Below are 22,679 nucleotides of genomic sequence, written 5' to 3'. Positions count from 1 at the left end.
AGGCTTAGCTGCTACAATCGCGCCTTATTTTTATCCGGCATAGCGTTTACACATGCATAATGACTCAAAAACAACACAACAACCTGCGTTACGACGCGAATTAAAGGCACGTCATCTGACGATGATCGCCATTGGCGGATCGATCGGGACAGGCCTCTTTGTCGCCTCGGGTGCGACGATTTCACAGGCAGGCCCGGGTGGCGCACTGCTTTCTTATGCGCTGATTGGCCTGATGGTTTATTTCCTGATGACCAGCCTCGGCGAGCTGGCCGCATTTATGCCGGTGTCCGGCTCTTTCGCGACTTACGGCGCAAAATATGTTGAGGAAGGCTTCGGCTTCGCCCTCGGCTGGAACTACTGGTACAACTGGGCGGTCACCATCGCTGTTGACCTTGTGGCATCCCAACTGGTGATGAACTACTGGTTCCCCGATACCCCCGGCTGGATCTGGAGCGCGTTGTTCCTCGGCCTGATGTTCCTGCTCAACTACATTTCCGTGAAAGGCTTCGGTGAAGCGGAATACTGGTTCTCGCTGATCAAGGTCGCTACCGTCATCATCTTTATTGTGGTGGGTGTGCTGATGATCGTGGGTATCATGCGCGGCGCGGAAAACGCAGGCTGGCACAACTGGACGGTAGGTGATGCGCCTTTTGCCGGTGGTTTTGCGGCGATGATTGGTGTGGCGATGATTGTCGGTTTCTCTTTCCAGGGGACTGAGCTGATCGGTATCGCTGCCGGTGAATCAGAAGATCCGGCGAAGAATATTCCGCGCGCTGTGCGTCAGGTGTTCTGGCGTATCCTGCTGTTCTATGTCTTTGCCATTCTGATCATCAGCCTGATTCTGCCTTATACCGATCCGAAGCTGCTGCACAACGATATCAAAGATATCAGCATCAGCCCCTTCACCCTGGTGTTCCAGAATGCCGGTCTGCTGTCGGCTGCGGCGGTAATGAACGCGGTTATCCTGACGGCGGTGCTGTCAGCCGGTAACTCCGGTATGTATGCTTCCACCCGCATGCTGTTCAACCTGGCAAGTGAAGGCAAAGCGCCGCGTATTTTCGCCAAACTGTCGAAGGGCGGTGTTCCGCGTAATGCGTTGATTGCGACCACCGTGGTGGCTGGCCTGTGCTTCCTGACCTCCAAATTTGGTAATCAGGAAGTGTACCTGTGGTTGTTGAACACCTCAGGTATGACGGGTTTTATCGCCTGGCTGGGTATTGCCATCAGTCACTACCGTTTTCGTCGTGGTTACATGGCGCAGGGGCGTGATCTGGCCGATTTACCCTACCGTTCGGGTTTCTTCCCCATCGGACCGATTTTCGCCTTTGTGCTCTGTCTGATCATCACCCTCGGCCAGAACTACCAGGCCTTCCTTGCCGACCGTATCGACTGGTATGGCGTAGCGGCAACCTATATTGGTATTCCGCTATTTTTGGTGATTTGGTTGGGTTACAAACTGGTACGGGGTTCCCGCTTTGTGAAATACAGCGAAATGGAATTCCCGACGTTTAAAGAGTGATCGCAACATATTGAAAGGCGCGGCAATGTCCGCGCTTTTTTTTGGCGTTTTGTAACACAGATAAAATTGATAATTATTATCACCTGCTCTATTGTGGCAGCCGTTATGATTGCGACGAGAAACAGGTAAAACAATGCGTACCTCGGAAGCCGCGCTGGTGGCGGAAAACGGCAACGATGTCGATACCATGACGCACTATCATCAGGTGCTGCGTCAGCGGATGTTGCTGATCGGTGTTCTGGTGCTGGCCATACTGGCATCGTTAGTTCTTGATTTCACGCTCGGTCCGGCCGGGCTTTCCCTGCACACCCTGTGGCAGACCCTGACACAGCCCGACAGCGTTGATGCGGGTACGCGGGTCATTGTCTGGGACATCCGCCTGCCTTATGCGCTGATGGCGATTGTGGTGGGCTTCTCCCTTGGCCTCGCCGGGGCAGAGATGCAAACCATCCTGAATAACCCACTGGCGAGTCCCTTTACCCTCGGTGTCTCTTCCGCTGCGGCCTTTGGTGCGGCACTGGCGATTATTCTCGGAATTGGTATCCCCGGTGTGCCGGATCAGTGGTTTATCTCGGCCAATGCTTTTATTTTTGCGCTGTTTGCCGCGCTGATGCTGGATGGCGTGACGCGCTGGACACGGGTTTCCACCTCGGGCGTGGTGCTGTTCGGTATCGCGTTGGTGTTTACCTTTAATGCGCTGGTCTCCATGATGCAGTTTATCGCCAGTGAAGATACCCTGCAGGGGCTGGTGTTCTGGACTATGGGCAGCCTGGCGCGCGCCTCGTGGGAGAAACTTGGCGTGCTGACGGCAGCCTTTGTCATCCTGATTCCGTTCTCCATGCTCAGCAGCTGGAAACTGACGGCGCTGCGCCTTGGCGAAGATCGCGCGATCAGCTTTGGTATCGATGTGCGTCGCCTGCGTCTCGCCACATTATTGCGCATCAGTATTCTCTCAGCGCTGGCGGTGGCCTTCGTCGGGCCGATTGGTTTTATTGGCCTGGTGGCCCCCCATATTTCCCGTATGATGTTTGGTGAAGACCACCGCTATTATCTGCCTGCCAGTGCGCTGACCGGTGCGCTGGTACTGTCGCTGGCGTCAGTGGCATCGAAAAACCTGATCCCTGGCGTCATCATTCCGGTTGGTATCGTCACCTCGCTGGTTGGCGTGCCGTTCTTCCTGAGCATTATTCTGCGTCATCGGGGGAATGTGTAATGGAACAGGGATTAAGCCTCAGCCATTTTTACGCGGGCTATCCGAAGCGTAAAGTCATCGAGGACCTCAACGTTCCACAGCTGCCGCGTGGCAAGATCACCGTACTGCTGGGGCCGAACGGTTGTGGCAAATCGACGCTGCTGCGCGCACTGGCGGGTTTGAGCAAAGGGCAGGGCGAGCTTTGGCTGAACGGTGAAGAATTAATGACTCAGCCGTTTGCCCGTCGTGCGCAGCGCGTGGTGTACCTGCCGCAAACGCTGCCTGCCGGGGTGCATCTGCACGTGCTGGAATCAATCATCGTGGCACAGCGCGCCTCAGGCGGTTTGCATAGTGCTGCCAGCGAGACCGAGATTATGCATCTGCTGGAGCAGCTCGGCATCGCTCACCTGGCAATGCGCTATCTGGATCAGCTTTCCGGCGGACAGAAGCAGCTGGTGGGTCTGGCCCAGTCGCTGATTCGTCGTCCCGAGCTGTTGCTGCTGGATGAGCCGCTCAGCGCGCTGGATCTCAATTACCAGTTCCACGTGATGGACCTGGTACGCCGTGAAACGCGGCTGCGTAATATCGTTACGGTGGTTGTGGTGCATGATATTAACATCGCCCTGCGCCATGCTGACCACGCCCTGATGCTGAAGAACGGCACTTTGCTGGCCGATGGCGCACCGGCGCAGGTCATTACCCCGGATACGCTGGCGCAGGTTTACGGTGTGCGTGGCCGTATCGAATGTTGCTCACAGGGGATGCCGCAGGTCATGATTGATGGCCTGGTAGCGGAGTCGATTATTTAGCCCTTTCATCACGGCGCGATATATCGCGCCGCTTTCTTAATGATATTTTGTCGACCCCATCACTGATCGTCGGGCTAATCCAGGATAAAACCACGGAACGCATTTTTATGGAGAAAAAATGATGAAGATACCCCGTGCGGCGCTATCCTTTTGGACCGATCGCCCAGCAACCCCTCCTGACGTGATTTTTCAATGTACGCCAATGATCGAACAAATTAAAAATTCCCCGGTATCATTATTTGAAGAGGTAAGAGCTAATGACATTGTTTGTCAAAATCTTATCTTTGATCCTGCGGGAGCGATGTTAATTAGCCGCGATAACCCCATTAGCTCGGTACGCGTGGTCAGGCAGGATATTCTTGATGCAGTAAAAATATTGTTTGGCCGTAAGAAAATAAAAAAGATCGAGACGAAAACGCTGATTGTCGCGCCGAATTACCATGTTAGCGCCACAGAGCGCATGGCAGCAGAGGGAGAAGTGCGTTGTCGTGTGATGGTGGCCAATAATAGACCTGAACACGAATCGATGGATTTTTGTTATTTTTATCGACCGATAGTGAATTATGACACGTTACTTGCAGATAAAACCGCGCATTTTTCCGCCGACACCATGGTGATTAAATCATTAAAGGCGATGAGCATCACCACCAATAAAGTCTTTAATGTTGAGAATGAACAGGGAAGTTTCACCCTGAAACATGATTTCGCGACTCCCCACAGCTTCACACCACGCTTTTTATAAGCAAAAAAAAGCCGCGAACGTTCGCGGCTTAGTTTTATTTTTCCCTACACCAGCAAATGTTTCGCGTGAAAACGCAGATGGTCTTCAACAAAACTGGCGATAAAGAAGTAGCTATGGTCGTATCCCGGCTGAATACGTAATTCCAGCGGGAAACCCTGCTCACGTGCCACCGCCTCCAGACGTTCCGGACGCAGCTGATCGGCAAGGAACTGATCGCTGTCGCCCTGGTCAATCAGGATCGGCAGACGATGTTCTACTTCTTGCATCAGCAGGCAGCTATCGTATTGGTGCCAGCTGGCGCGATCGTCACCGAGATAGGCGCTGAACGCTTTCTGTCCCCAGGGGACTTCGGTTGGGTTGACGATTGGCGCAAAGGCCGAAGCCGAAGCAAAACGCCCGCCAAGACGCAGCGCCAGCAGCAGGGCACCATGACCCCCCATCGAATGCCCCATTACCGCATGTCGCTCGCTCAGCTTAAAGTTATCGGCGACCAGCGCCGGTAACTCATGGCTGACGTAATCAAACATGCGATAGTTCGCCGCCCACGGTTGTTGTGTGGCGTTGAGATAGAATCCCGCACCCTGACCGAGGTCGTAACCGCTGTCATTGGCTACATCGTCACCGCGCGGGCTGGTATCCGGCATAATCAGCACCAGACCCAGTTCCGCCGCAACGCGTTGAGCGCCCGCTTTGGTGGTGAAGTTCTCATCGGTGCAGGTCAGCCCGGCGAAGAACCACACTACCGGCGGCGGTGTGTCGTCCCTGGGCGGTGGCAGAAAAATGCTGAACGTCATCGGGCAATTAAGCACCGATGAAGCATGCCGCCAGCGCTGTTGCCAGCCGCCAAACATGCGATGTTCTTCAAGCAATTCCAGCGTGGTTGCCATAACGCCTCCTGGTTATTTGTTGAAATGCACCACGGAACGGATTGATTTCCCTTCGTGCATCAACTCAAACGCTTCGTTGATATCTTCCAGCGGCATGGTATGGGTAATGAAGTCATTGAGCGCGAATTTACCGTCGAGGTAATCCTGCACAATGCCTGGCAGCTGTGAACGGCCTTTTACGCCGCCGAATGCCGAACCACGCCAGACGCGACCGGTAACCAGCTGGAACGGACGGGTGGAGATTTCCTGACCGGCACCAGCGACGCCGATAATCACCGATTCACCCCAACCCTTGTGGCAGCACTCCAGCGCGGAACGCATCACGTTAACGTTACCGATACACTCAAACGAGTAATCTACGCCGCCATCAGTCAGCTCAACGATCACGTCCTGAATCGGCTTCTCATAATCTTTTGGATTAATCAGATCGGTTGCGCCCAGTTTGCGCGCCAGGTCGAATTTGCTGGTGTTGATATCGATACCAATAATGCGACCGGCCTTCGCCATTTTCGCGCCGATAATCGCTGACAGGCCGATACCACCGAGACCGAAAATGGCCACGGTATCGCCTTCTTTCACTTTGGCCGTGTTCATTACCGCGCCCATGCCGGTCGTCACGCCACAACCCAGCAGGCAGACTTCTTCCAGCGGAGCTTCTTTGCTGATTTTCGCCAGTGAAATCTCCGGGACTACAGTGTATTCAGAGAAAGTGGAGGTACCCATATAGTGGAAAATCGGCTGGCCGTCTTTGAAGAAGCGCGTGGTGCCATCCGGCATCAACCCTTTACCTTGCGTGGCGCGGATCGCCTGGCACAGGTTGGTTTTGCCTGACAGACAGAACTTACATTTGCCACATTCCGGGGTATACAACGGGATCACGTGGTCACCGACGGCTACGCTGGTGACGCCTTCACCCACGGCTTCCACGATGCCGCCACCTTCATGACCAAGAATCGCCGGGAACACGCCCTCCGGATCGGCCCCCGACAGGGTATAAGCATCGGTATGGCACACACCGGTCGCCACGATGCGCACCAGCACTTCGCCTTTCTGCGGTGGCATCAGATCCACTTCTTCGATTTTCAGTGGTTCGCCAGCTGCCCAGGCAACGGCGGCACGGGTTTTAATCATGTTCATGCAATTCCTCTTCCTGTAGATGCGGGCCAGCAGGCGGCCCGTTGGTCGTGATAACGGTTAAAATTACTCGGTCGCATGCAGCGGATGCATCAGCTCATCGTTGAGCGGCCGGTCATCAAATAATTCAATAATCAAATACTTCAATGCTTCGACATTGGGGGTGAACGCATCCCGACGCCACATGAGCCAGGTGGCGGTATCACGGTACGCCGGTGGCAGCGCATGTTCCTGTACCCGGACTTTGCCCGGCATCTGGTTCAGCACCGATGCCGGAATCATCGCCACACCCGCACCACCTGCAACGCAGGCCATCATGGCGTGATAAGACTGGATTTCCATCACGTTATCCGGCGCGGTCTGGCTGTCGCGATACCAGGATTCCAGTTTGACGCGATACGAGCAGCTGTTACGAAAGGCGAACAGTGTATCGCCCTGCGTATCCCGCGCATTGGTGATCGGCTTATGTTCGAGGCTGGTGATTAACACCATCTCCTCACGAAAGGCGATACAGCCGTTGAGATCATCGTGGGTCACCGGGCCATCGACCAGCGCGGCCGCCAGCGTGCCTTCGCGCACTTTATCGATGATTTCGCCCGAGGTGCCGGTAATCAGCGACAGTGCCACCGAGGGAAAACGCTGGTGATACGCCGCCAGCAAGCCTGGCAGGCGTGTTGCTGCGGTGCTTTCCATTGAACCAAGAGCAAAATTGCCACCGGGTTCACCGGCGCGTGCCATACTCAGCGCTTCATCGCTCAGTGCCAGAATACGCTGGGCATAGTTGAGAAAGTTATGGCCCATCGGCGACAGGCGGATGCGTTGCTTCTCGCGGATAAACAGATCCACGCCCAACTCTTCTTCCAGCTGGCGCAGACGGGTGGTGAGGTTCGAGGGAACCCGATGCAGCTGTTCTGCCGCACGAACCAGCGAGCCGGTTTCAGCCACAGAACAGAACATGCGTAGTTGGACCAGATCCATATTCTCTTCTCGTAAACAACTTAGTTAGTATTATTCACTTTTCGTGAGTTTAAACATCACGCATGCTTGAAGCAAGTGATAAAACAACATCAGGGGTTGGTAATGGCGTTTCGCGTTGCACTCAGTGCGTTCTTAAGTTTAGTGGTTGCGATGGGGATTGGGCGGTTTGCTTTTACGCCACAGGTCCCATTAATGATTCAGGACCATCAGCTGACGCTGACCAGTGCCAGCCTGGTGGCGGCCCTGAATTATCTGGGGTATTTATGCGGCTCGTTTGATGCCATGCGCGCACGCACACGCGTCGAATGGCGTTTGCAGCTGGGGATTTGGGGCGCGGTGGTGTTGACGTTGCTCTCCGCCTGCGTATCCGGTCCGTGGCTGCATGGTCTGATTCGTTTTCTGATCGGTGCTGCCAGCGGCTGGGCAATGGTGCTGGTGGCGGCGTGGAGCAATGAACAGCTGCTGCATCATGGACGTCCGGGATTGTCAGCGGCGGTATTTGCCGGGCCGGGCACCGGAATTTTCCTCAGCGGGATGCTGGCAGTGTTGCTACATGCCACGGGGGCCAGCGCCGCGCTGGCGTGGGGCGCGTATGGTTTGCTGGCGCTGCTGCTGATTGCGGCCATTGCCCGTTTCCTGCCCCGTCATGGCCAGCTGCACCGGCCCGATCAGGCCCCTGAGCCGCTGGTGCTGAATAGCAATCTGAAACGGCTGGTGCTGAGTTACAGCCTGGCCGGATTTGGTTACATTCTGCCCGCGACCTTTCTGTCGCAAATGGCGGCCGCGCGTTTCCCGCATAGCGCCTTCGCGCAGTTTGTCTGGCCGGTATTTGGCGGGGCGGCGGTCATCGGCATCCTGCTGGGGATCATTACCCGCCACTGGGGCAGCAGCCATCTCCGCCTGGCGCTGGTGTTGTGGGCGCAGGCACTGGGGGTGATCGCCGCAAGCGTGCTGCCAGGGTTGAATGGCCTGATGATCGGTGCCGTGCTGATCGGGGGTGGTTTCCTGTGCGTGGTACAACTGACGTTGCAATATGGTCGTGAGCTGGCTCCGCAGCATACTCGTTATCTGGCGGGGCTACTGACCACGGGTTATGCCGTCGGGCAACTCGGCGGACCACTGCTGTCGTGGCTCTCTTCTCTGCTGTGGCACCAGCTGGAACCGGCATTATGGGTAGCCGGAGCAGGTTTGCTGCTGGCGGGAGCGCTGGTGCTCCGTCGTAGCACGCCATGAAAAGCTTTCATCTCCAATCAGATTGATTGCTGGATTAAGGGCGCGGAGTGTTTCACAATACGCGCTCAGAAATTCCCCCGCAGGCACAGACCCTGCGGGCGCATCACCTGCCGGAGAAGATTACGATGAGCACCTTAAGTCAGGAAGCCGCCCTGGTTCATGAAGCGCTGCTGGCGCGTGGCCTGGAAACGCCGTTACGCGCCCCGGTGCGTGAAATGGACGATGAAACCCGCAAACGTCAGATCGCCGGTCATATGACCGAAATCATGCAACTGCTGAATCTTGACCTGGAAGATGACAGCCTGATGGAGACCCCTCATCGCATCGCTAAGATGTATGTTGATGAAATTTTTTCAGGTCTCGACTACGCCAACTTCCCCAAAATCACCGTTATCGAAAACAAGATGAAGGTTGATGAGATGGTAACGGTGCGTGATATCACGTTGACCAGTACCTGCGAACATCACTTCGTGATCATTGATGGTAAAGCGACTGTCGCTTACATCCCGAAAGATAAAGTGATTGGCCTGTCGAAAATCAACCGCATCGTGCAGTTCTTTGCGCAGCGTCCACAGGTGCAGGAGCGTTTGACTCAGCAGGTGCTGATCGCGTTACAGACCCTGCTGGGTACCAACAATGTGGCGGTGTCGATTGATGCGGTGCATTACTGTGTCAAAGCGCGCGGTGTGAAAGATGCTACCAGCGCCACCACCACCACCTCGTTAGGTGGCTTGTTTAAATCCAGTCAGAATACTCGTCAGGAGTTTCTGCGCGCGGTACGTCATAACTAAGACGGTTTGGGCGGCGTTTGCCGCCCGTTTTCTTTTTTCCCTCAGGACACCCGATGCAACGCTATCTCGCGCTGGATTTCATTCGTGGTTGCGCCATTCTCGGCATTCTGCTGTTAAACATCGTTGGCTTCGGCTTACCGGCCGCGGCATACCTGAATCCGGCCTGGCAGGGTGATATCTCGCTGTCTGATGCCTGGACCTGGGCGGTGATGGACGGACTGGCACAACTCAAATTCCTGACGCTCTTCGCGTTGCTGTTTGGAGCCGGGCTGCATATGCAGATTCCCCGTGGCAGCCGCTGGATTTCGGCGCGCTTATCGTGGCTGGTGCTGCTGGGTTTGATCCATGCGCTGTTTTTCTGGGAAGGGGATATCCTGCTGGATTACGGCCTGATTGGGCTGGTTATCTGGCGTATGTTACGTGAAGTTCCTTCGAATCGCGCATTGTTACAAACCGGCGTGCTGCTGTATCTGGTGGGGTGCGGCGTGCTGCTGGTGTTTGGCGCCATTTCCACCCCGCAACCGAGCCGTTCCTGGTTGCCGGGTGCGGCCGATCTCCAGTATGAACGTTACTGGAAGCTGTTGGGAGGCTGGGAAGCGGTGCAAAACCGTCTCGATCATCTCTCCTCCAGTTTGATGGCGCTGGCCTCGCAATACGGCTGGCAGCTGGCAGGCCTGATGCTGATTGGTGCTGCCCTGATGCGCACCGGCTGGCTAAGTGGGCAGTTCAGCGTGCAGCATTACCGCCGGGCAGCCGTGATATTGCTGAGCGTGGGCTGGCTGATCGCCATTCCGGGCATCATCGGGCAATGGCATCTTGGCTGGGAATTCATCTGGAGTGGTTTTTATTTGCAGGTGCCGCGTGATATCGCCAGCCCGTTTATCAGCCTCGGTTATGCTGCGCTGTGTCTTGGGTTCTGGCCACAGATTGCTGCAACGCGGATCAGTTTCGCCATTCAATGCGTCGGGCGAATGGCGCTGAGTAACTACCTGCTGCAGACCCTGATCTGCACCACGCTGTTTTATCGTTTCGGCTTGTTTATGCAGTATGACCGCCTGCAATTGCTGGCTTTTGTACCGCCTGTCTGGCTGGTTAATATCCTGTTTTCCGTGCTGTGGCTGCGTCGGTTCCGCCAGGGGCCGATGGAGTGGTTATGGCGCAAACTCACGGCACTTGCTGCGGGTAAAACGCCTAACACGATCGCGTAAGATAATGACGGCCATCACAAAGGTTGCAGAATTGTATGTAACCGTTTTCATTCGTGTGACGTAATTCACGCTGCATCCCCAGAGGCCCTGACAGAATAGCGCCGTTACGCGCACCAGGCGCATTTTCTCCTCTGTGGAACAGCTGCATGATAACGATTCGTGATGTCGCCCGTCAGGCCGGCGTGTCGGTAGCCACCGTCTCGCGTGTGCTCAATAACAGCAGTGCCGTTACCGCGGATACCCGCGACGCCGTGCTCCAGGCGGTAGATACCCTCGGCTATCGGCCAAATGCCAATGCCCAGGCACTGGCTACTCAGGTCAGCGATACCATTGGCGTGGTGGTCATGGACGTCTCCGACCCCTTTTTTGGTGCGCTGGTGAAATCGGTGGATACCGTGGCCCAGCGCATGCAAAAGCATGTGTTAATCAGCAATTCGTGGCATCTGGAAGAGAAAGAACGCCATGCCATTGAGGTGCTGATCCGCCAGCGTTGCAACGCGCTGGTGGTGCACGCGAAAACGCTTTCAGACGCCGAACTGGCGCATTTCCTCGAACAGGTTCCTGGTATGGTACTGATAAACCGTACTATTCCGGGTTTTGAACATCGTTGCGTCTGTCTCGATAACGTGACCGGTGCGCTGGTTGCTACGCGCATGCTGTTACAACAGGGGCATCAACGCATTGGTTTTCTCAGCTCCAGCCACCCGATTGAAGATGTGGCCCAGCGACGTGAAGGCTGGCTCCAGGCCCTGGCAGAGCAGGGCATTCGCCCGCCTGAGAGCTGGATCGCCCAGGCCGAGCCAGATATGCAGGGCGGCGAAGCGGCGATGGTGGAGTTACTGGGACGTAACCAACATTTAACCGCGGTATTTTCCTACAACGACGGCATGGCCGCAGGCGCGCTCACGGCACTGAAAGATAATGGTATTCAGGTACCTCAACACTTCTCCGTCATCGGTTTTGATGATATTCCCATCTCACGTTATACCGATCCGCAGTTAACGACTGTGCGCTATCCCATTGTTTCTATGGCGAAACTGGCCACCGAGCTGGCGCTGAAAGGCGCAGCCGGAGAACTGGACCAGAATGCAACGCATTGCTTTATGCCGACGCTGGTGCGCCGCCATTCGGTAGCCCAGCGGCAAAATGTGGAGTCTGTCACTAATTCAGGCGATGGGGCTGTGTAACCGTTTTCAATCTGTGATTGTATTCACAGTTAATTAACATGCCGATCACTATGATGGCAGCGTCTTACCGGACTGAAACATTATGTAACGCCGGGTTTTCCTTCCCCGACATGGTTTCAGCAGCCGATTGAAATGGTTCACAACATTCTTCAGGAAGCGGTTACGCACAGGGAAGTCAGGAAAACGGTGGTGGTTTGGCTTTGAGCTTGCTGCATCCGCCCCACCAGAGAGTTTCAACCGACTGCGCTGTCTGCCAAAGAGCAGCATGGCGCGATGAAATACCCTGCATAAAAAAACCGGAGATACCATGAATAAGAAGGTTTTCACGCTCACAGCACTGGTTGCCAGCATGATGTTTGGTGCGACTGCACACGCCGCAGATGCCCGCATTGGCGTCACCATTTACAAATATGACGACAACTTTATGTCCATGGTGCGTAAGGACATTGAGAGTGAAGCGAAGAAAATTGGTGGCGTACAGCTGCTGATGAATGACTCGCAGAATGACCAGTCAAAACAGAACGATCAGATTGACGTGCTGATGGCTAAAGGCGTGAAAGCGCTGGCGATCAACCTGGTAGATCCGGCTGCTGCTGCAGTGGTCATTGATAAAGCGAAAGCCAATGATGTACCGGTGGTGTTCTTCAACAAAGAACCGAACGCTAAAGTGCTGGCCAGCTATGACAAAGCCTACTACGTGGGTACCGACTCCAAAGAGTCTGGCGTAATCCAGGGCAAACTGATTGAGAAACACTGGAAAGCGACCCCGGCATGGGATCTGAACAAAGATGGCGAAATCCAGTTCGTGCTGCTGAAAGGCGAGCCGGGCCATCCGGATGCCGAAGCACGTACTAAATACGTTATCGATACCCTGAACAAAGACGGCATCAAAACGCAGCAGTTAGCGATGGATACCGCAATGTGGGATACCGCACAGGCGAAAGACAAAATGGACGCCTGGCTGTCAGGCCCGAACGCGAAGAAAATCGAAGTGGTTATCGCCAACAACGACGCCATGGCAATGGGTGCAGTTGAAGCGCTGAAAGCGCACAACATGACCTCTATCCCGGTGTTCGGTGTTGATGCCCTGCCAGAAGCTCTGGCGCTGATCAAATCTGGCGCACTGGCCGGTACCGTGCTGAACGATGCGGAAAACCAGGCGAAAGCGACGCTGGATATGGCGAAAAATCTGGCTGATGGTAAGCCTGCGACCGAAGGCACCAGCTTCAAGATGGTTGATAAGATCGTCCGCGTTCCTTATGTACCGGTAGATAAAGATAATCTGTCTCAGTTTGTGAAGTAATCCGTCCCGGGCGCGGCATTTCGCCGCGCCTGATTGCATCTGACCAACGCTTTTTTTAGCCAGGTAAATTATGGCCAGTGATAATCCGACCACACAGCGTGAATATCTGCTGGAGATGACGAATGTCTCGAAATCATTTCCAGGGGTTAAAGCCTTAGATAATGTGAATTTAAAAGTGCGGCCTCACTCGGTTCACGCATTAATGGGTGAAAACGGTGCCGGCAAATCCACATTATTAAAATGTCTGTTTGGGATTTATAAAAAGGATACGGGGAGCATCCTGTTTCAGGGTGAAGAAATTGATTACAAAAGTTCCAAAGAAGCGCTGGAAAATGGCGTGTCGATGGTGCATCAGGAATTAAACCTGGTTCTGCAACGCAGCGTGATGGATAACATGTGGCTTGGCCGCTATCCCCGCAAAGGCGTATTTGTGGATCAGGACAAAATGTATCGTGATACTAAGGCGATCTTTGAAGAACTGGATATCGATATTGATCCACGCGATAAAGTTGCCAATCTTTCTGTTTCACAGATGCAGATGATTGAAATCGCCAAAGCTTTTTCCTATGACGCCAAAATCGTTATTATGGATGAGCCAACATCATCGCTGACGGAAAAAGAAGTTAATCATCTTTTCACTATCATTCGTAAGCTGAAAGATCGTGGCTGCGGTATTGTGTATATCTCGCATAAGATGGAAGAAATTTTTCAGCTGTGTGATGAAATAACTATCCTGCGCGACGGACAATGGATTGCCACCCAGCCACTGGAAGGGCTGGATATGGATAAGATCATCGCCATGATGGTTGGCCGTTCACTGAACCAGCGCTTCCCGGACAAAATTAACGTACCCGGTGAAGTGATTCTGGAAGTGCGTCATTTGACGTCGCTGCGCCAGCCGTCGATTCGCGATATCTCGTTTGATCTGCATAAAGGTGAAATTCTTGGCATTGCCGGGCTGGTGGGTGCTAAGCGTACTGATATCGTCGAGACCCTGTTTGGTATTCGCGAGAAATCAGGCGGCACCATTAAGCTGCATGGTAAAGCGATTAATAACCACAGCGCTAACGAAGCCATTAACCATGGTTTTGCCCTGGTCACGGAAGAGCGCCGTTCCACCGGTATTTATGCTTACCTCGATATTGGTTTTAACTCACTTATTTCCAATATCAGAAAGTATAAAAACAACATGGGGCTGCTGGACAATAAACGGATGAAAAGCGATACCCAATGGGTTATTGATGCGATGCGGGTGAAAACCCCGGGTCATCATACGCAAATTGGATCGCTCTCTGGGGGTAACCAGCAAAAGGTGATTATTGGCCGCTGGTTATTAACTCAGCCGGAAATTCTGATGCTGGATGAACCGACGCGCGGTATTGACGTCGGTGCAAAATTCGAGATTTACCAGCTGATTGCCGAGCTGGCGAAGAAAGAAAAAGGCATCATTATTATCTCTTCTGAAATGCCAGAACTGTTGGGCATTACCGATCGCATTCTGGTGATGAGTAATGGACAGGTAGCGGGCATTGTTGATACTAAAACGACCACGCAGAATGAAATCCTGCGTTTAGCGTCATTACACCTTTAATGAAGCAAGGGCTTTAACATGAAAGCGACTACTAAAAAGAATGCGCTAACCTGGTTAAAAGAGGGCGGCATTTATGTTGTCCTGTTTGTACTGCTGGCTATTATTATTTTCCAGGATCCGACATTTTTAAGTTTAATGAACCTGAGTAATATTCTGACCCAATCGTCAGTGCGTATTATTATTGCACTGGGCGTGGCCGGGTTGATTGTCACCCAGGGTACTGACCTGTCGGCGGGGCGTCAGGTGGGTCTGGCGGCGGTGGTCGCGGCAACCTTGTTGCAGGCCATGGATAACGCTAACAAAGTCTTCCCGCATCTGGATACGGTGCCGATTCCGCTGGTAATCCTGACGGTGTGTATCATCGGTGGCATCATTGGTCTGGTGAACGGCGTGATTATCGCCTATCTGAAAGTGACCCCGTTTATCACCACACTGGGTACCATGATCATCGTTTACGGCATCAACTCGCTGTACTACGACTTCGTGGGTGCTTCGCCGATTGCGGGTTTTGATGCTGGCTTCTCGAAATTTGCCCAGGGCTTCTTCCGCTTTGGTGATTTCAAACTGTCATACATCACTTTCTACGCGATTATCGCCATCATCTTCGTCTGGATTCTGTGGAACAAGACGCGCTTCGGTAAAAACATCTTTGCTATCGGTGGTAACCCGGAAGCAGCGAAAGTCTCCGGTGTGAACGTACCGCTGAACCTGATTCTGGTGTATGCGCTGTCCGGGGTGTTCTATGCCTTCGGTGGGATGCTGGAAGCCGGTCGTATCGGCAGTGCGACCAACAACCTCGGCTTTATGTATGAACTGGATGCGATTGCGGCTTGCGTGGTCGGCGGCGTCTCCTTCGCCGGAGGGGTGGGTACGGTAGCAGGCGTGGTGACCGGTGTGATCATCTTTACCGTCATCAACTACGGTCTGACCTATATCGGCGTTAACCCTTACTGGCAGTACATCATCAAGGGCGGCATCATCATCTTCGCAGTGGCGCTCGACTCACTGAAATACGCCCGTAAGAAATAATAACGTTCCGTGTAGCGGTGCGATTTATCGCGCGGGTTTTAAAAGACGCGCAATAAATTGCGCCGCTACAGTCTATTTCTTCAGCTTCTGTTCCAGCTCCAGCAACTGTTCTGGTGTCACTGCCGGGTAACTCTGCGCATCCTCAGGCACTTCATGTACCGCCGGAATCGGCACCAGCGGACCGAGGAAACGGGGTTCGCGTTTCATCAGGTATAAATCTGCCAGCGCACCTAAGCGCGCGCCCACTTCGCGGAAACGCACTGTCAGCATATTTTTCGGTGATGGCACGGCATAGCACTGCGCCTGAATCCCCAGATGTAAGGCAATAAACAGCGCACGTTCACAGTGGAAACGCTGGGTAATGATGATGAAATCATTGGTATCGAACACTTTGCGGGTACGCACGATCGAATCCAAGGTGCGGAACCCGGCATAGTCGAGCACGATATCTGCCGGATCGACGCCTGCTTTGATCAAATCACGGCGCATCGTCATCGGCTCGTTATAATTTTGCTGCGCATTGTCGCCGCTCAGCAGCAGGTAATTCACCTTGCCGCTGTTGTAGGCGTTGAGGGCTCCCTGAATGCGATACAGGTAATATTGGTTGATAACGCCGGTTCGATAATATTTGGCCGTTCCTAACACCACACCCACCTGGCGATGCGGTAATGAGGCGACATTTTCATAAATGAAGGGTGCTGTTTTCCAGCTGATCCAGCGATCGAGGCCAAGTGCGGTCGCCACCATCAGTAAGATGATGAAAAGCAGACCAAAGAAAACGCGTTTAATCATGCGCGCAGGCACTCGGTTGGCGGAAACAGGAATGGTTCAAGGCTACTTGAGGCATCTGCGGGAAGCAAGTTAACGCCAGTCGGCTGGCGCTTTTTTGCGCATTGCCGGGCGTGTTTGCCCGGCAATCAGCCTCAATCAAATCGAGGTACGACGGTAATGACGATACTGCGGTAGCCAGAAGTTGTTATTGATGGCCCTGGACAGCACGTCTTCCGACGTGACCACCGCCACGCCAGCCAGCTGTGCCGCTTTACCCACTTCCATAGCGATCACTTTGGAGACGCCCTGGATGTCCTTGATTTCCGGCAGCACCGGGCCTTCACCGTCATTCACCAGCGGTGAACAATCTGCCAAAGCACGGCTGGCGGTCATCAGCATGGTATCGGTAACGCGCGAAGCACCCGAGGCGATCACACCCAAACCGATACCCGGGAAGATGTAGGAGTTGTTGCACTGGGCAATCGGATACGTTTTGCCTTTCCAGCTAACCGGTGCAAACGGGCTACCGGTTGCCACCAGCGCAGCACCATCGGTCCAGGCAATAATATCTGCCGGGGTGGCTTCCACGCGTGAGGTCGGGTTTGACAGCGGCATGACAATCGGGCGTTTGCAGTGCTTGTTCATCTCACGGATGATCTCTTCCGTGAACAGCCCCGGCTGGCCTGATACGCCAATCAGGATGTCCGGTTTGGCGTTACGCACCACATCCAGCAGGGAAATCGAATCGCTGGAGATATCCCACTCTTTCAGGTTGCCACTCTTCTGCACCAGACGGCTCTGGAAATCGAGCAGGTTCGGCAGCTTATCGGTCAGCAGACCGAAACGATCCACCATCAACACGCGAGAACGCGCTTCATCATCGCTCAGGCCTTCAGACTTCATCTGCGCGATAATCTGCTCGGCGATCCCACAACCGGCTGAACCGGCCCCGAGGAACACCACTTTTTGTTCGCACAGGCGGCTGCCAGCAGCACGGCTGGCGGCAATCAACGTACCGACGGTCACGGCTGCGGTGCCCTGGATGTCATCGTTAAAGCAGCAGATTTCATCGCGATAGCGTTCCAGCAGCGGCATGGCATTTTTTTGCGCGAAGTCTTCAAATTGCAGCAGCACTTGTGGCCAGCGGCGTTTTACCGCCTGGATAAATTCGTTAACGAATTCTTCGTACTCTTCGCCAGAGATACGTGGATGACGCCAGCCCATGTACAGCGGGTCATTCAGCAGTTGCTGGTTGTTGGTACCCACATCCAGCACCACTGGCAGGGTGTAAGCCGGGCTGATACCACCACAGGCGGTATACAACGACAGTTTACCGATCGGAATCCCCATGCCGCCGATACCCAGGTCGCCAAGGCCGAGGATGCGCTCGCCGTCAGTCACCACAATTACCTTCACGTTCTGCTTAGTGGCGTTTTGCAGCATGTCTTCAATGCGATCGCGGTTGTTGTAGGAAATAAACACGCCACGCGCACGACGGTAGATCTCAGAAAAGTGTTCACAGGCTGCGCCGACAGTCGGGGTATAGATGATTGGCATCATCTCTTCCAGATGATTGTCCAGCAGGCGGTAGAACAGGGTTTCGTTGGTGTCCTGGATATTGCGCAGGTAAACGTGCTTGTCGTTATTGTTCTTAAAATCCTGGAATTGACGCCACGCACGCTCAGCCTGTTCTTCAATGGTTTCAACTGCTTCGGGTAGCAGGCCATTGAGATTGAACTCATTACGTTCTTCGAGGGAGAAGGCGCTGCCTTTATTCAACAGCGGAAATTCCAGCAGGATCGGACCGGCGTAAGGAATATACAGCGGACGTTTACTTTCGTACTCGAGTTCCATGCAGTTTTTGCTCCGGTTGCAGTGTTTTCTGGCGTGTCGCCGGGAAAGGTAACGCCAGCCTTTCTTATTGTGAAGTGATTTCTGCCGCCAGATCCTATGAAATTTCCTGCAGATGTACAGCTTTTGTTAATAAAAGGTCACAAAAGCGGTAAAAAGATCACTTAACTGCGCAGACTGACAAGGTGACAGTGGTCAAATCGTCACATCCCAACGCGGAGAGTGTGGCACGCGTGGCGTCCAGCTGGCTCAGTGTGGCGCTCTGACATTCTGCCAGCACGGCCTGCTGCACGCTGTCCAGCGCCTGGTTGTGCATATTCAGCAGAATCAATGCCGCCTGTAACGGGGGAAGGCTGGGGTTGAAGGCCGCATTTTCCGCATAGCGACCGGTAAAAATCTGCCCGCTACGGCTGCGCAGTGCCACTCCGCTGTAGCTCTGGCTATAGGGTGCATGGCTCTGATTCGCCGCATCAATGGCGGCCTGTTGCAAGGTATCTCCCTGTAAGCTAAAGCCATGATTGACCGGGGTCAGCAGGCGTTCAGCGATATTCAAATCCGCCGGGCCGAAGGCATCCGGCAAATAATCGCCCAGCGTGCTGACAGCGCGGCCCGGCAGGCTGATACGCATGGCAGTACCGCTGTTCAGTTCATTCATAAACTGGCGGCAGTGGCCGCATGGCGTGTAATTGACGGTGATGGCTTCCAGCTGCGTTTCACCGCGCAGCCAGGCATGGGTGATGGCGCTTTGTTCCGCGTGAACCGTTTGTTGCAGCGGTGCACCCCGGAACTCCATATTGGCACCGAAATACCAGTTGCCGCTGATGCCGCGTGCAATGGCACCGACGTTAAAGTTTGAAACCGGCGCGATGGCACAGGACGCAGCCAGTGGCAGCAAGGTGAGGGCGAGGGCATCGGCTTCCAGGGCGGTAGCCTGCTGTAACTGCGTCACTTCACTGGCCTGCAAGACACCATGAAAATCAGCGGCATCCAGAATGGGTTGCAACGCCTGTTGCAGATTGACCGGCAGGGCAGAGAAAGCGGAAGTGAATCTTGGATGCATGATGGCCTCGTTAACGCGTCAGCGGCGGTGCGCCGCCTGAACGGTTATATGTGATCTGTATCGCTCTGACAATGTAAGCTGCCTTGCTTGTTTCAACTTTGCGAGATCTCTCGCAAGTTTAGCCCAGCCAGTGCATCAGCACCGGGTAGAGAAACGGTGCCAGTAGCGATGTAATGATGCCGCAAATCACCAACGCCAGCGAACTGAACGCCCCTTCCTGATAATCAATCTCCGCCGCGCGTGCGGTACCCAGCGCATGTGAGGCATTACCTATCGCCAGCCCGCGTGATGCTTTGCTTTTTATCTGCAACAGGTTCAGCAGCATATGACCGAATACCGCGCCCAACACCCCTGCAATCAGTACGCAAATGGCGCTGATTGCCGGAATACCGTGCATGGAGGCGGAAACCGCCATGGCAATCGGCGTCGTGACTGACTTCGGCATGATGGTGGCGGCAATCTCCGGGGTGGCACCCAGCCATAAGGCGATGGCCGTGCCGGAAATCATCGCCGTGAGGCTGCCAATAAAACAGACGCTAATAATGGTTTTCCAGCGTGCACGGATTTGATGCATCTGCTCATACAACGGCAGCGCCAGCGCCACCACAGCGGGTTGCAGTAACTGATTGAGCAGTGCGCTGCCAGCAAAATAGCGGGCATAAGGCATATGCGTCAGTAGCAAAATCGGGATCACAATCGCCATCGCAACCAGCAACGGGTTAATGATGGAAATTTTGATTTTGGCCGCCAGCTTCCGGGCGAGGAAATAGGCCAGTAAGGTGAGCGGCAACGACCACCAGATATCACTCATCTCCCGGCTCCTTTGGTACGCCAGGCCGTTGCATACGTTCGGCGCTCAGGCCAACCACCACCAGCACCAGGAAGGTACTGACCAGGCAGGAAACCACGATGGGACCGAATTGTGCGGTAAGAATATCGGTATAACTCATCACCCCGACGCTTATCGGCACGAAAAGCAGCGCCATATAGCGAATCAGCAAATGGCAGCCCGGTTTGACCCAGTCAACAGGCAGGATTTGCAGCGCCAGCAGCAGAAACAGCAGCAGCATGCCAATGATGCTACCGGGAATGGTAATAGGAAGCAGAGCAGAAATGCCGATCCCGGCATAAAGAGCAGCGTAAATGATGACAAAGGCGCGCAAATAGCGCCAGCTGACAGACAGCACGGTAGGCATGACAGGCTCCTGTTTTCATAGGGCTTCATCATACGCATTAAGCGCTTAGCGTGCTAGCGATCACATTTCGTACGGGCGGCATTTATGCCGACCCGGTAAATTAAAAAGCCGCCATGGTGTGGCGGCTTAGATCCTTATTTCACCGGCATCCCAGGCTGCGCACCGCTATCTACGGACAGCACAAACAGGTCTTTGCCACCAGGTCCTGCTGACAGCACCATGCCTTCCGACACACCGAAGCGCATCTTACGCGGTGCCAGGTTCGCGACAATGATAGTCATCTTGCCGACCAGTACTGATGGGTCCGGGTAGGCTGCACGAATACCGGAGAAGATCTGGCGTTTCTCGCCACCCAAATCCAGCTCCAGGCGGAGCAGCTTGTCCGAACCTTCCACCAGCTCCGCTTTTTCGATCAGCGCCACGCGCATATCGACTTTGGCAAAATCATCGATGGTGATCGCATCACCAATCGGTGCGTCAGCCAGAGGGCCGGTGACTGCGGGCTTGTTCGCGGCGGCGGCATCTTCTTTCGACGCTTCAACCAGCGCGTCAACTTTTGCCATTTCGATGCGGCCATACAGCGCTTTGAACGGCGCAACGCGATGATCCAGCAGCGGCTGCTGAATGGCATCCCAGCTCATTTCGCTCTGCAGGAAGGCTTCAGCGCGGGCGCTCAGGGACGGTAACACCGGTTTCAGCCAGGTCATCAGCACGCGGAACAGGTTGATACCCATTGAGCAGATGGCTTGCAGATCGGCATCACGGCCTTCCTGTTTCGCCACCACCCACGGTGCCTGCTCATCCACATAACGGTTGGCGAGATCCGCCAGCGCCATGATTTCACGGATGGCACGATTGTATTCGCGGCTGGCCCAGGCTTCACCGATTTTCTCTGAGGCATCGACAAAGGTCTGATACAGCACCGGATCGGCCAGTTCGGACGACAATTTGCCGTCAAAGCGTTTGGTCAGGAAGCCAGCGTTACGTGACGCCAGGTTGACCACTTTGTTGACGATGTCCGCATTCACGCGCTGTACGAAATCTTCCAGGTTCAGGTCGATATCATCGATACGTGAAGAGAGTTTCGCCGCGTAGTAATAACGCAGGCTGTCGGCATCCAGATGCTGCAACCAGGTGCTGGCTTTGATAAAGGTGCCGCGTGATTTCGACATCTTCGCGCCATTGACCGTGACATAGCCGTGAACAAACAGGTTGGTCGGCTTACGGAACTGGCTACCTTCCAGCATCGCCGGCCAGAACAGGCTGTGGAAATAGACGATGTCTTTACCGATAAAGTGGTACAGCTCGGTGGTGGAATCTTTCTTCCAGAACTCGTCGAAATCGATATTGCCGCGCTTGTCACACAGGTTTTTAAACGAACCCATGTAGCCGATGGGCGCATCCAGCCACACGTAGAAGTATTTGCCCGGCGCACCTGGAATTTCGAAGCCGAAGTAAGGGGCATCGCGCGAGATATCCCACTGCTGCAGGCCGGATTCGAACCACTCCTGCATCTTGTTCGCTACTTGCTCCTGCAACGCACCAGAACGCGTCCACGCCTGCAGCATTTCACTGAAGGAAGGCAGATCGAAGAAGAAGTGCTCGGAATCACGCATTACCGGCGTCGCGCCAGAAACCACGGATTTCGGTTCGATCAACTCGGTCGGGCTGTAAGTGGCACCACAGACTTCACAGTTGTCGCCATATTGATCCGGCGATTTACATTTCGGGCAGGTGCCTTTAACGAAACGATCGGGCAGGAACATGCCTTTTTCCGGATCGTACAGCTGAGAAATGGTGCGATTTTTAATGAAGCCGTTCTCTTTCAGGCGGCCATAGATCAGCTCCGACAGCTGGCGGTTCTCGTCGCCGTGGGTCGAGTGGTAGTTGTCATAGCTGATGTCGAAGCCCGCGAAATCAGTCTCGTGCTCCTGCTTCATCTCAGCAATCATCTGCTCAGGTGCCACACCGAGTTGCTGTGCTTTCAGCATGATCGGTGTGCCGTGCGCGTCGTCGGCGCAGATGAAGTAAACCTGATTGCCACGCATTCGCTGGTAACGCACCCAAATGTCTGCCTGGATATGCTCGAGCATGTGGCCGAGATGGATTGAACCGTTCGCGTATGGCAGCGCGCACGTCACCAGAATTTTTTTAGCGACTTGAGTCATAGTTTGCGTAGCTTTCTGTAAATGAAAAAT

The 22,679-nt window shown here is 54.2% G+C and carries 20 protein-coding genes; 11 read left to right on the top strand and 9 right to left on the bottom strand.

Features of this window, described 5'->3' with window-relative positions:
* Window positions 1–52: 52 nt before the first annotated feature.
* The 4 genes from CUN67_RS13495 (at window position 53) to CUN67_RS13480 (ending at window position 4,262) form a co-directional block, all read left to right on the top strand.
* Window positions 53–1,519 carry an amino acid permease gene (locus CUN67_RS13495; protein WP_208715837.1) on the top strand — a complete coding sequence of 489 codons (1,467 nt, stop codon included), beginning with the start codon at window positions 53–55 and terminating at the stop codon, window positions 1,517–1,519.
* A gap of 133 nt (window positions 1,520–1,652) precedes the next feature.
* Window positions 1,653–2,732, top strand: coding sequence for a FecCD family ABC transporter permease (locus CUN67_RS13490; RefSeq protein WP_439332261.1), 1,080 nt, complete (start codon window positions 1,653–1,655; stop codon window positions 2,730–2,732).
* On the top strand, window positions 2,732–3,520 hold the full coding sequence (locus CUN67_RS13485) for an ABC transporter ATP-binding protein (protein WP_084876056.1): 789 nt from the start codon (window positions 2,732–2,734) through the stop codon (window positions 3,518–3,520). Before CUN67_RS13490 ends, CUN67_RS13485 begins: the two co-directional genes overlap by 1 nt.
* Before the next feature lie 118 nt (window positions 3,521–3,638).
* Complete coding sequence (locus CUN67_RS13480) at window positions 3,639–4,262, top strand: hypothetical protein (RefSeq protein WP_208715836.1); 624 nt, start codon at window positions 3,639–3,641, stop codon at window positions 4,260–4,262.
* 44 nt (window positions 4,263–4,306) lie between these two features.
* On the opposite strand, the gene fghA is transcribed toward CUN67_RS13480, so the two are convergent.
* From fghA to ptrR, 3 genes are all read right to left on the bottom strand, one after another.
* Window positions 4,307–5,149, bottom strand: coding sequence for an S-formylglutathione hydrolase (gene fghA / locus CUN67_RS13475; RefSeq protein ID WP_208715835.1), 843 nt, complete (start codon window positions 5,147–5,149; stop codon window positions 4,307–4,309).
* A gap of 12 nt (window positions 5,150–5,161) precedes the next feature.
* On the bottom strand, window positions 5,162–6,286 hold the full coding sequence (locus CUN67_RS13470; protein ID WP_208715834.1) for an S-(hydroxymethyl)glutathione dehydrogenase/class III alcohol dehydrogenase: 1,125 nt from the start codon (window positions 6,284–6,286) through the stop codon (window positions 5,162–5,164).
* A gap of 63 nt (window positions 6,287–6,349) precedes the next feature.
* Window positions 6,350–7,261, bottom strand: coding sequence for a putrescine utilization regulator PtrR (ptrR, locus tag CUN67_RS13465; protein WP_208715833.1), 912 nt, complete (start codon window positions 7,259–7,261; stop codon window positions 6,350–6,352).
* A 102-nt stretch (window positions 7,262–7,363) separates the two neighbouring features.
* Here ptrR and CUN67_RS13460 point away from each other — a divergent pair, with 102 nt between their 5' ends.
* The 7 genes from CUN67_RS13460 (at window position 7,364) to mglC (ending at window position 15,603) form a co-directional block, all read left to right on the top strand.
* Window positions 7,364–8,494, top strand: a complete 1,131-nt coding sequence (locus CUN67_RS13460) for a YbfB/YjiJ family MFS transporter (RefSeq protein WP_208715832.1) — start codon at window positions 7,364–7,366, stop codon at window positions 8,492–8,494.
* A gap of 125 nt (window positions 8,495–8,619) precedes the next feature.
* Window positions 8,620–9,285 (top strand): GTP cyclohydrolase I FolE, encoded by a 666-nt coding sequence (gene folE, locus CUN67_RS13455; protein ID WP_084876050.1) that lies wholly within the window; start codon window positions 8,620–8,622, stop codon window positions 9,283–9,285.
* Between the two features lie 53 nt (window positions 9,286–9,338).
* Complete coding sequence (gene yeiB / locus CUN67_RS13450) at window positions 9,339–10,493, top strand: DUF418 domain-containing protein YeiB (RefSeq protein WP_208715831.1); 1,155 nt, start codon at window positions 9,339–9,341, stop codon at window positions 10,491–10,493.
* Between the two features lie 146 nt (window positions 10,494–10,639).
* A complete protein-coding gene (gene galS, locus CUN67_RS13445) occupies window positions 10,640–11,680 on the top strand; it encodes an HTH-type transcriptional regulator GalS (protein WP_208715830.1) in 1,041 nt (346 codons plus the stop codon).
* Window positions 11,681–11,987: 307 nt separating this feature from the next.
* Window positions 11,988–12,983 (top strand): galactose/glucose ABC transporter substrate-binding protein MglB, encoded by a 996-nt coding sequence (gene mglB, locus CUN67_RS13440; RefSeq protein WP_208715829.1) that lies wholly within the window; start codon window positions 11,988–11,990, stop codon window positions 12,981–12,983.
* Window positions 12,984–13,053: 70 nt separating this feature from the next.
* Window positions 13,054–14,574, top strand: coding sequence for a galactose/methyl galactoside ABC transporter ATP-binding protein MglA (mglA, locus tag CUN67_RS13435; protein WP_208715828.1), 1,521 nt, complete (start codon window positions 13,054–13,056; stop codon window positions 14,572–14,574).
* 18 nt (window positions 14,575–14,592) lie between these two features.
* A complete protein-coding gene (mglC, locus tag CUN67_RS13430) occupies window positions 14,593–15,603 on the top strand; it encodes a galactose/methyl galactoside ABC transporter permease MglC (RefSeq protein WP_208715827.1) in 1,011 nt (336 codons plus the stop codon).
* 72 nt (window positions 15,604–15,675) lie between these two features.
* On the opposite strand, the gene sanA is transcribed toward mglC, so the two are convergent.
* The 6 genes from sanA to metG all read right to left on the bottom strand — a co-directional run bounded on the left by sanA (window position 15,676) and on the right by metG (window position 22,649).
* Window positions 15,676–16,395 (bottom strand): outer membrane permeability protein SanA, encoded by a 720-nt coding sequence (sanA, locus tag CUN67_RS13425; protein WP_208715826.1) that lies wholly within the window; start codon window positions 16,393–16,395, stop codon window positions 15,676–15,678.
* Window positions 16,396–16,530: 135 nt separating this feature from the next.
* Window positions 16,531–18,228: an NAD-dependent malic enzyme gene (locus CUN67_RS13420; protein ID WP_208715825.1), complete on the bottom strand. Its 1,698-nt coding sequence runs from the start codon at window positions 18,226–18,228 to the stop codon at window positions 16,531–16,533.
* Between the two features lie 157 nt (window positions 18,229–18,385).
* Complete coding sequence (gene cdd / locus CUN67_RS13415; protein ID WP_208715824.1) at window positions 18,386–19,285, bottom strand: cytidine deaminase; 900 nt, start codon at window positions 19,283–19,285, stop codon at window positions 18,386–18,388.
* A 118-nt stretch (window positions 19,286–19,403) separates the two neighbouring features.
* Window positions 19,404–20,096, bottom strand: coding sequence for a CidB/LrgB family autolysis modulator (locus CUN67_RS13410; RefSeq protein ID WP_208715823.1), 693 nt, complete (start codon window positions 20,094–20,096; stop codon window positions 19,404–19,406).
* Entirely contained in the window at window positions 20,089–20,481 is a 393-nt protein-coding gene (locus tag CUN67_RS13405) for a CidA/LrgA family protein (RefSeq protein ID WP_208715822.1), read from the bottom strand. Before CUN67_RS13405 ends, CUN67_RS13410 begins: the two co-directional genes overlap by 8 nt.
* A gap of 134 nt (window positions 20,482–20,615) precedes the next feature.
* A complete protein-coding gene (gene metG, locus CUN67_RS13400; RefSeq protein ID WP_208715821.1) occupies window positions 20,616–22,649 on the bottom strand; it encodes a methionine--tRNA ligase in 2,034 nt (677 codons plus the stop codon).
* Window positions 22,650–22,679 lie beyond the last annotated feature (30 nt).

Source organism: Pantoea cypripedii (assembly GCF_011395035.1).
In the GTDB taxonomy this organism is placed as follows: domain Bacteria; phylum Pseudomonadota; class Gammaproteobacteria; order Enterobacterales; family Enterobacteriaceae; genus Pantoea; species Pantoea cypripedii_A.
The sequence above is the reverse complement of the archived record's forward strand: the minus strand, read 5'-3'. Positions and strand labels throughout refer to the sequence as shown.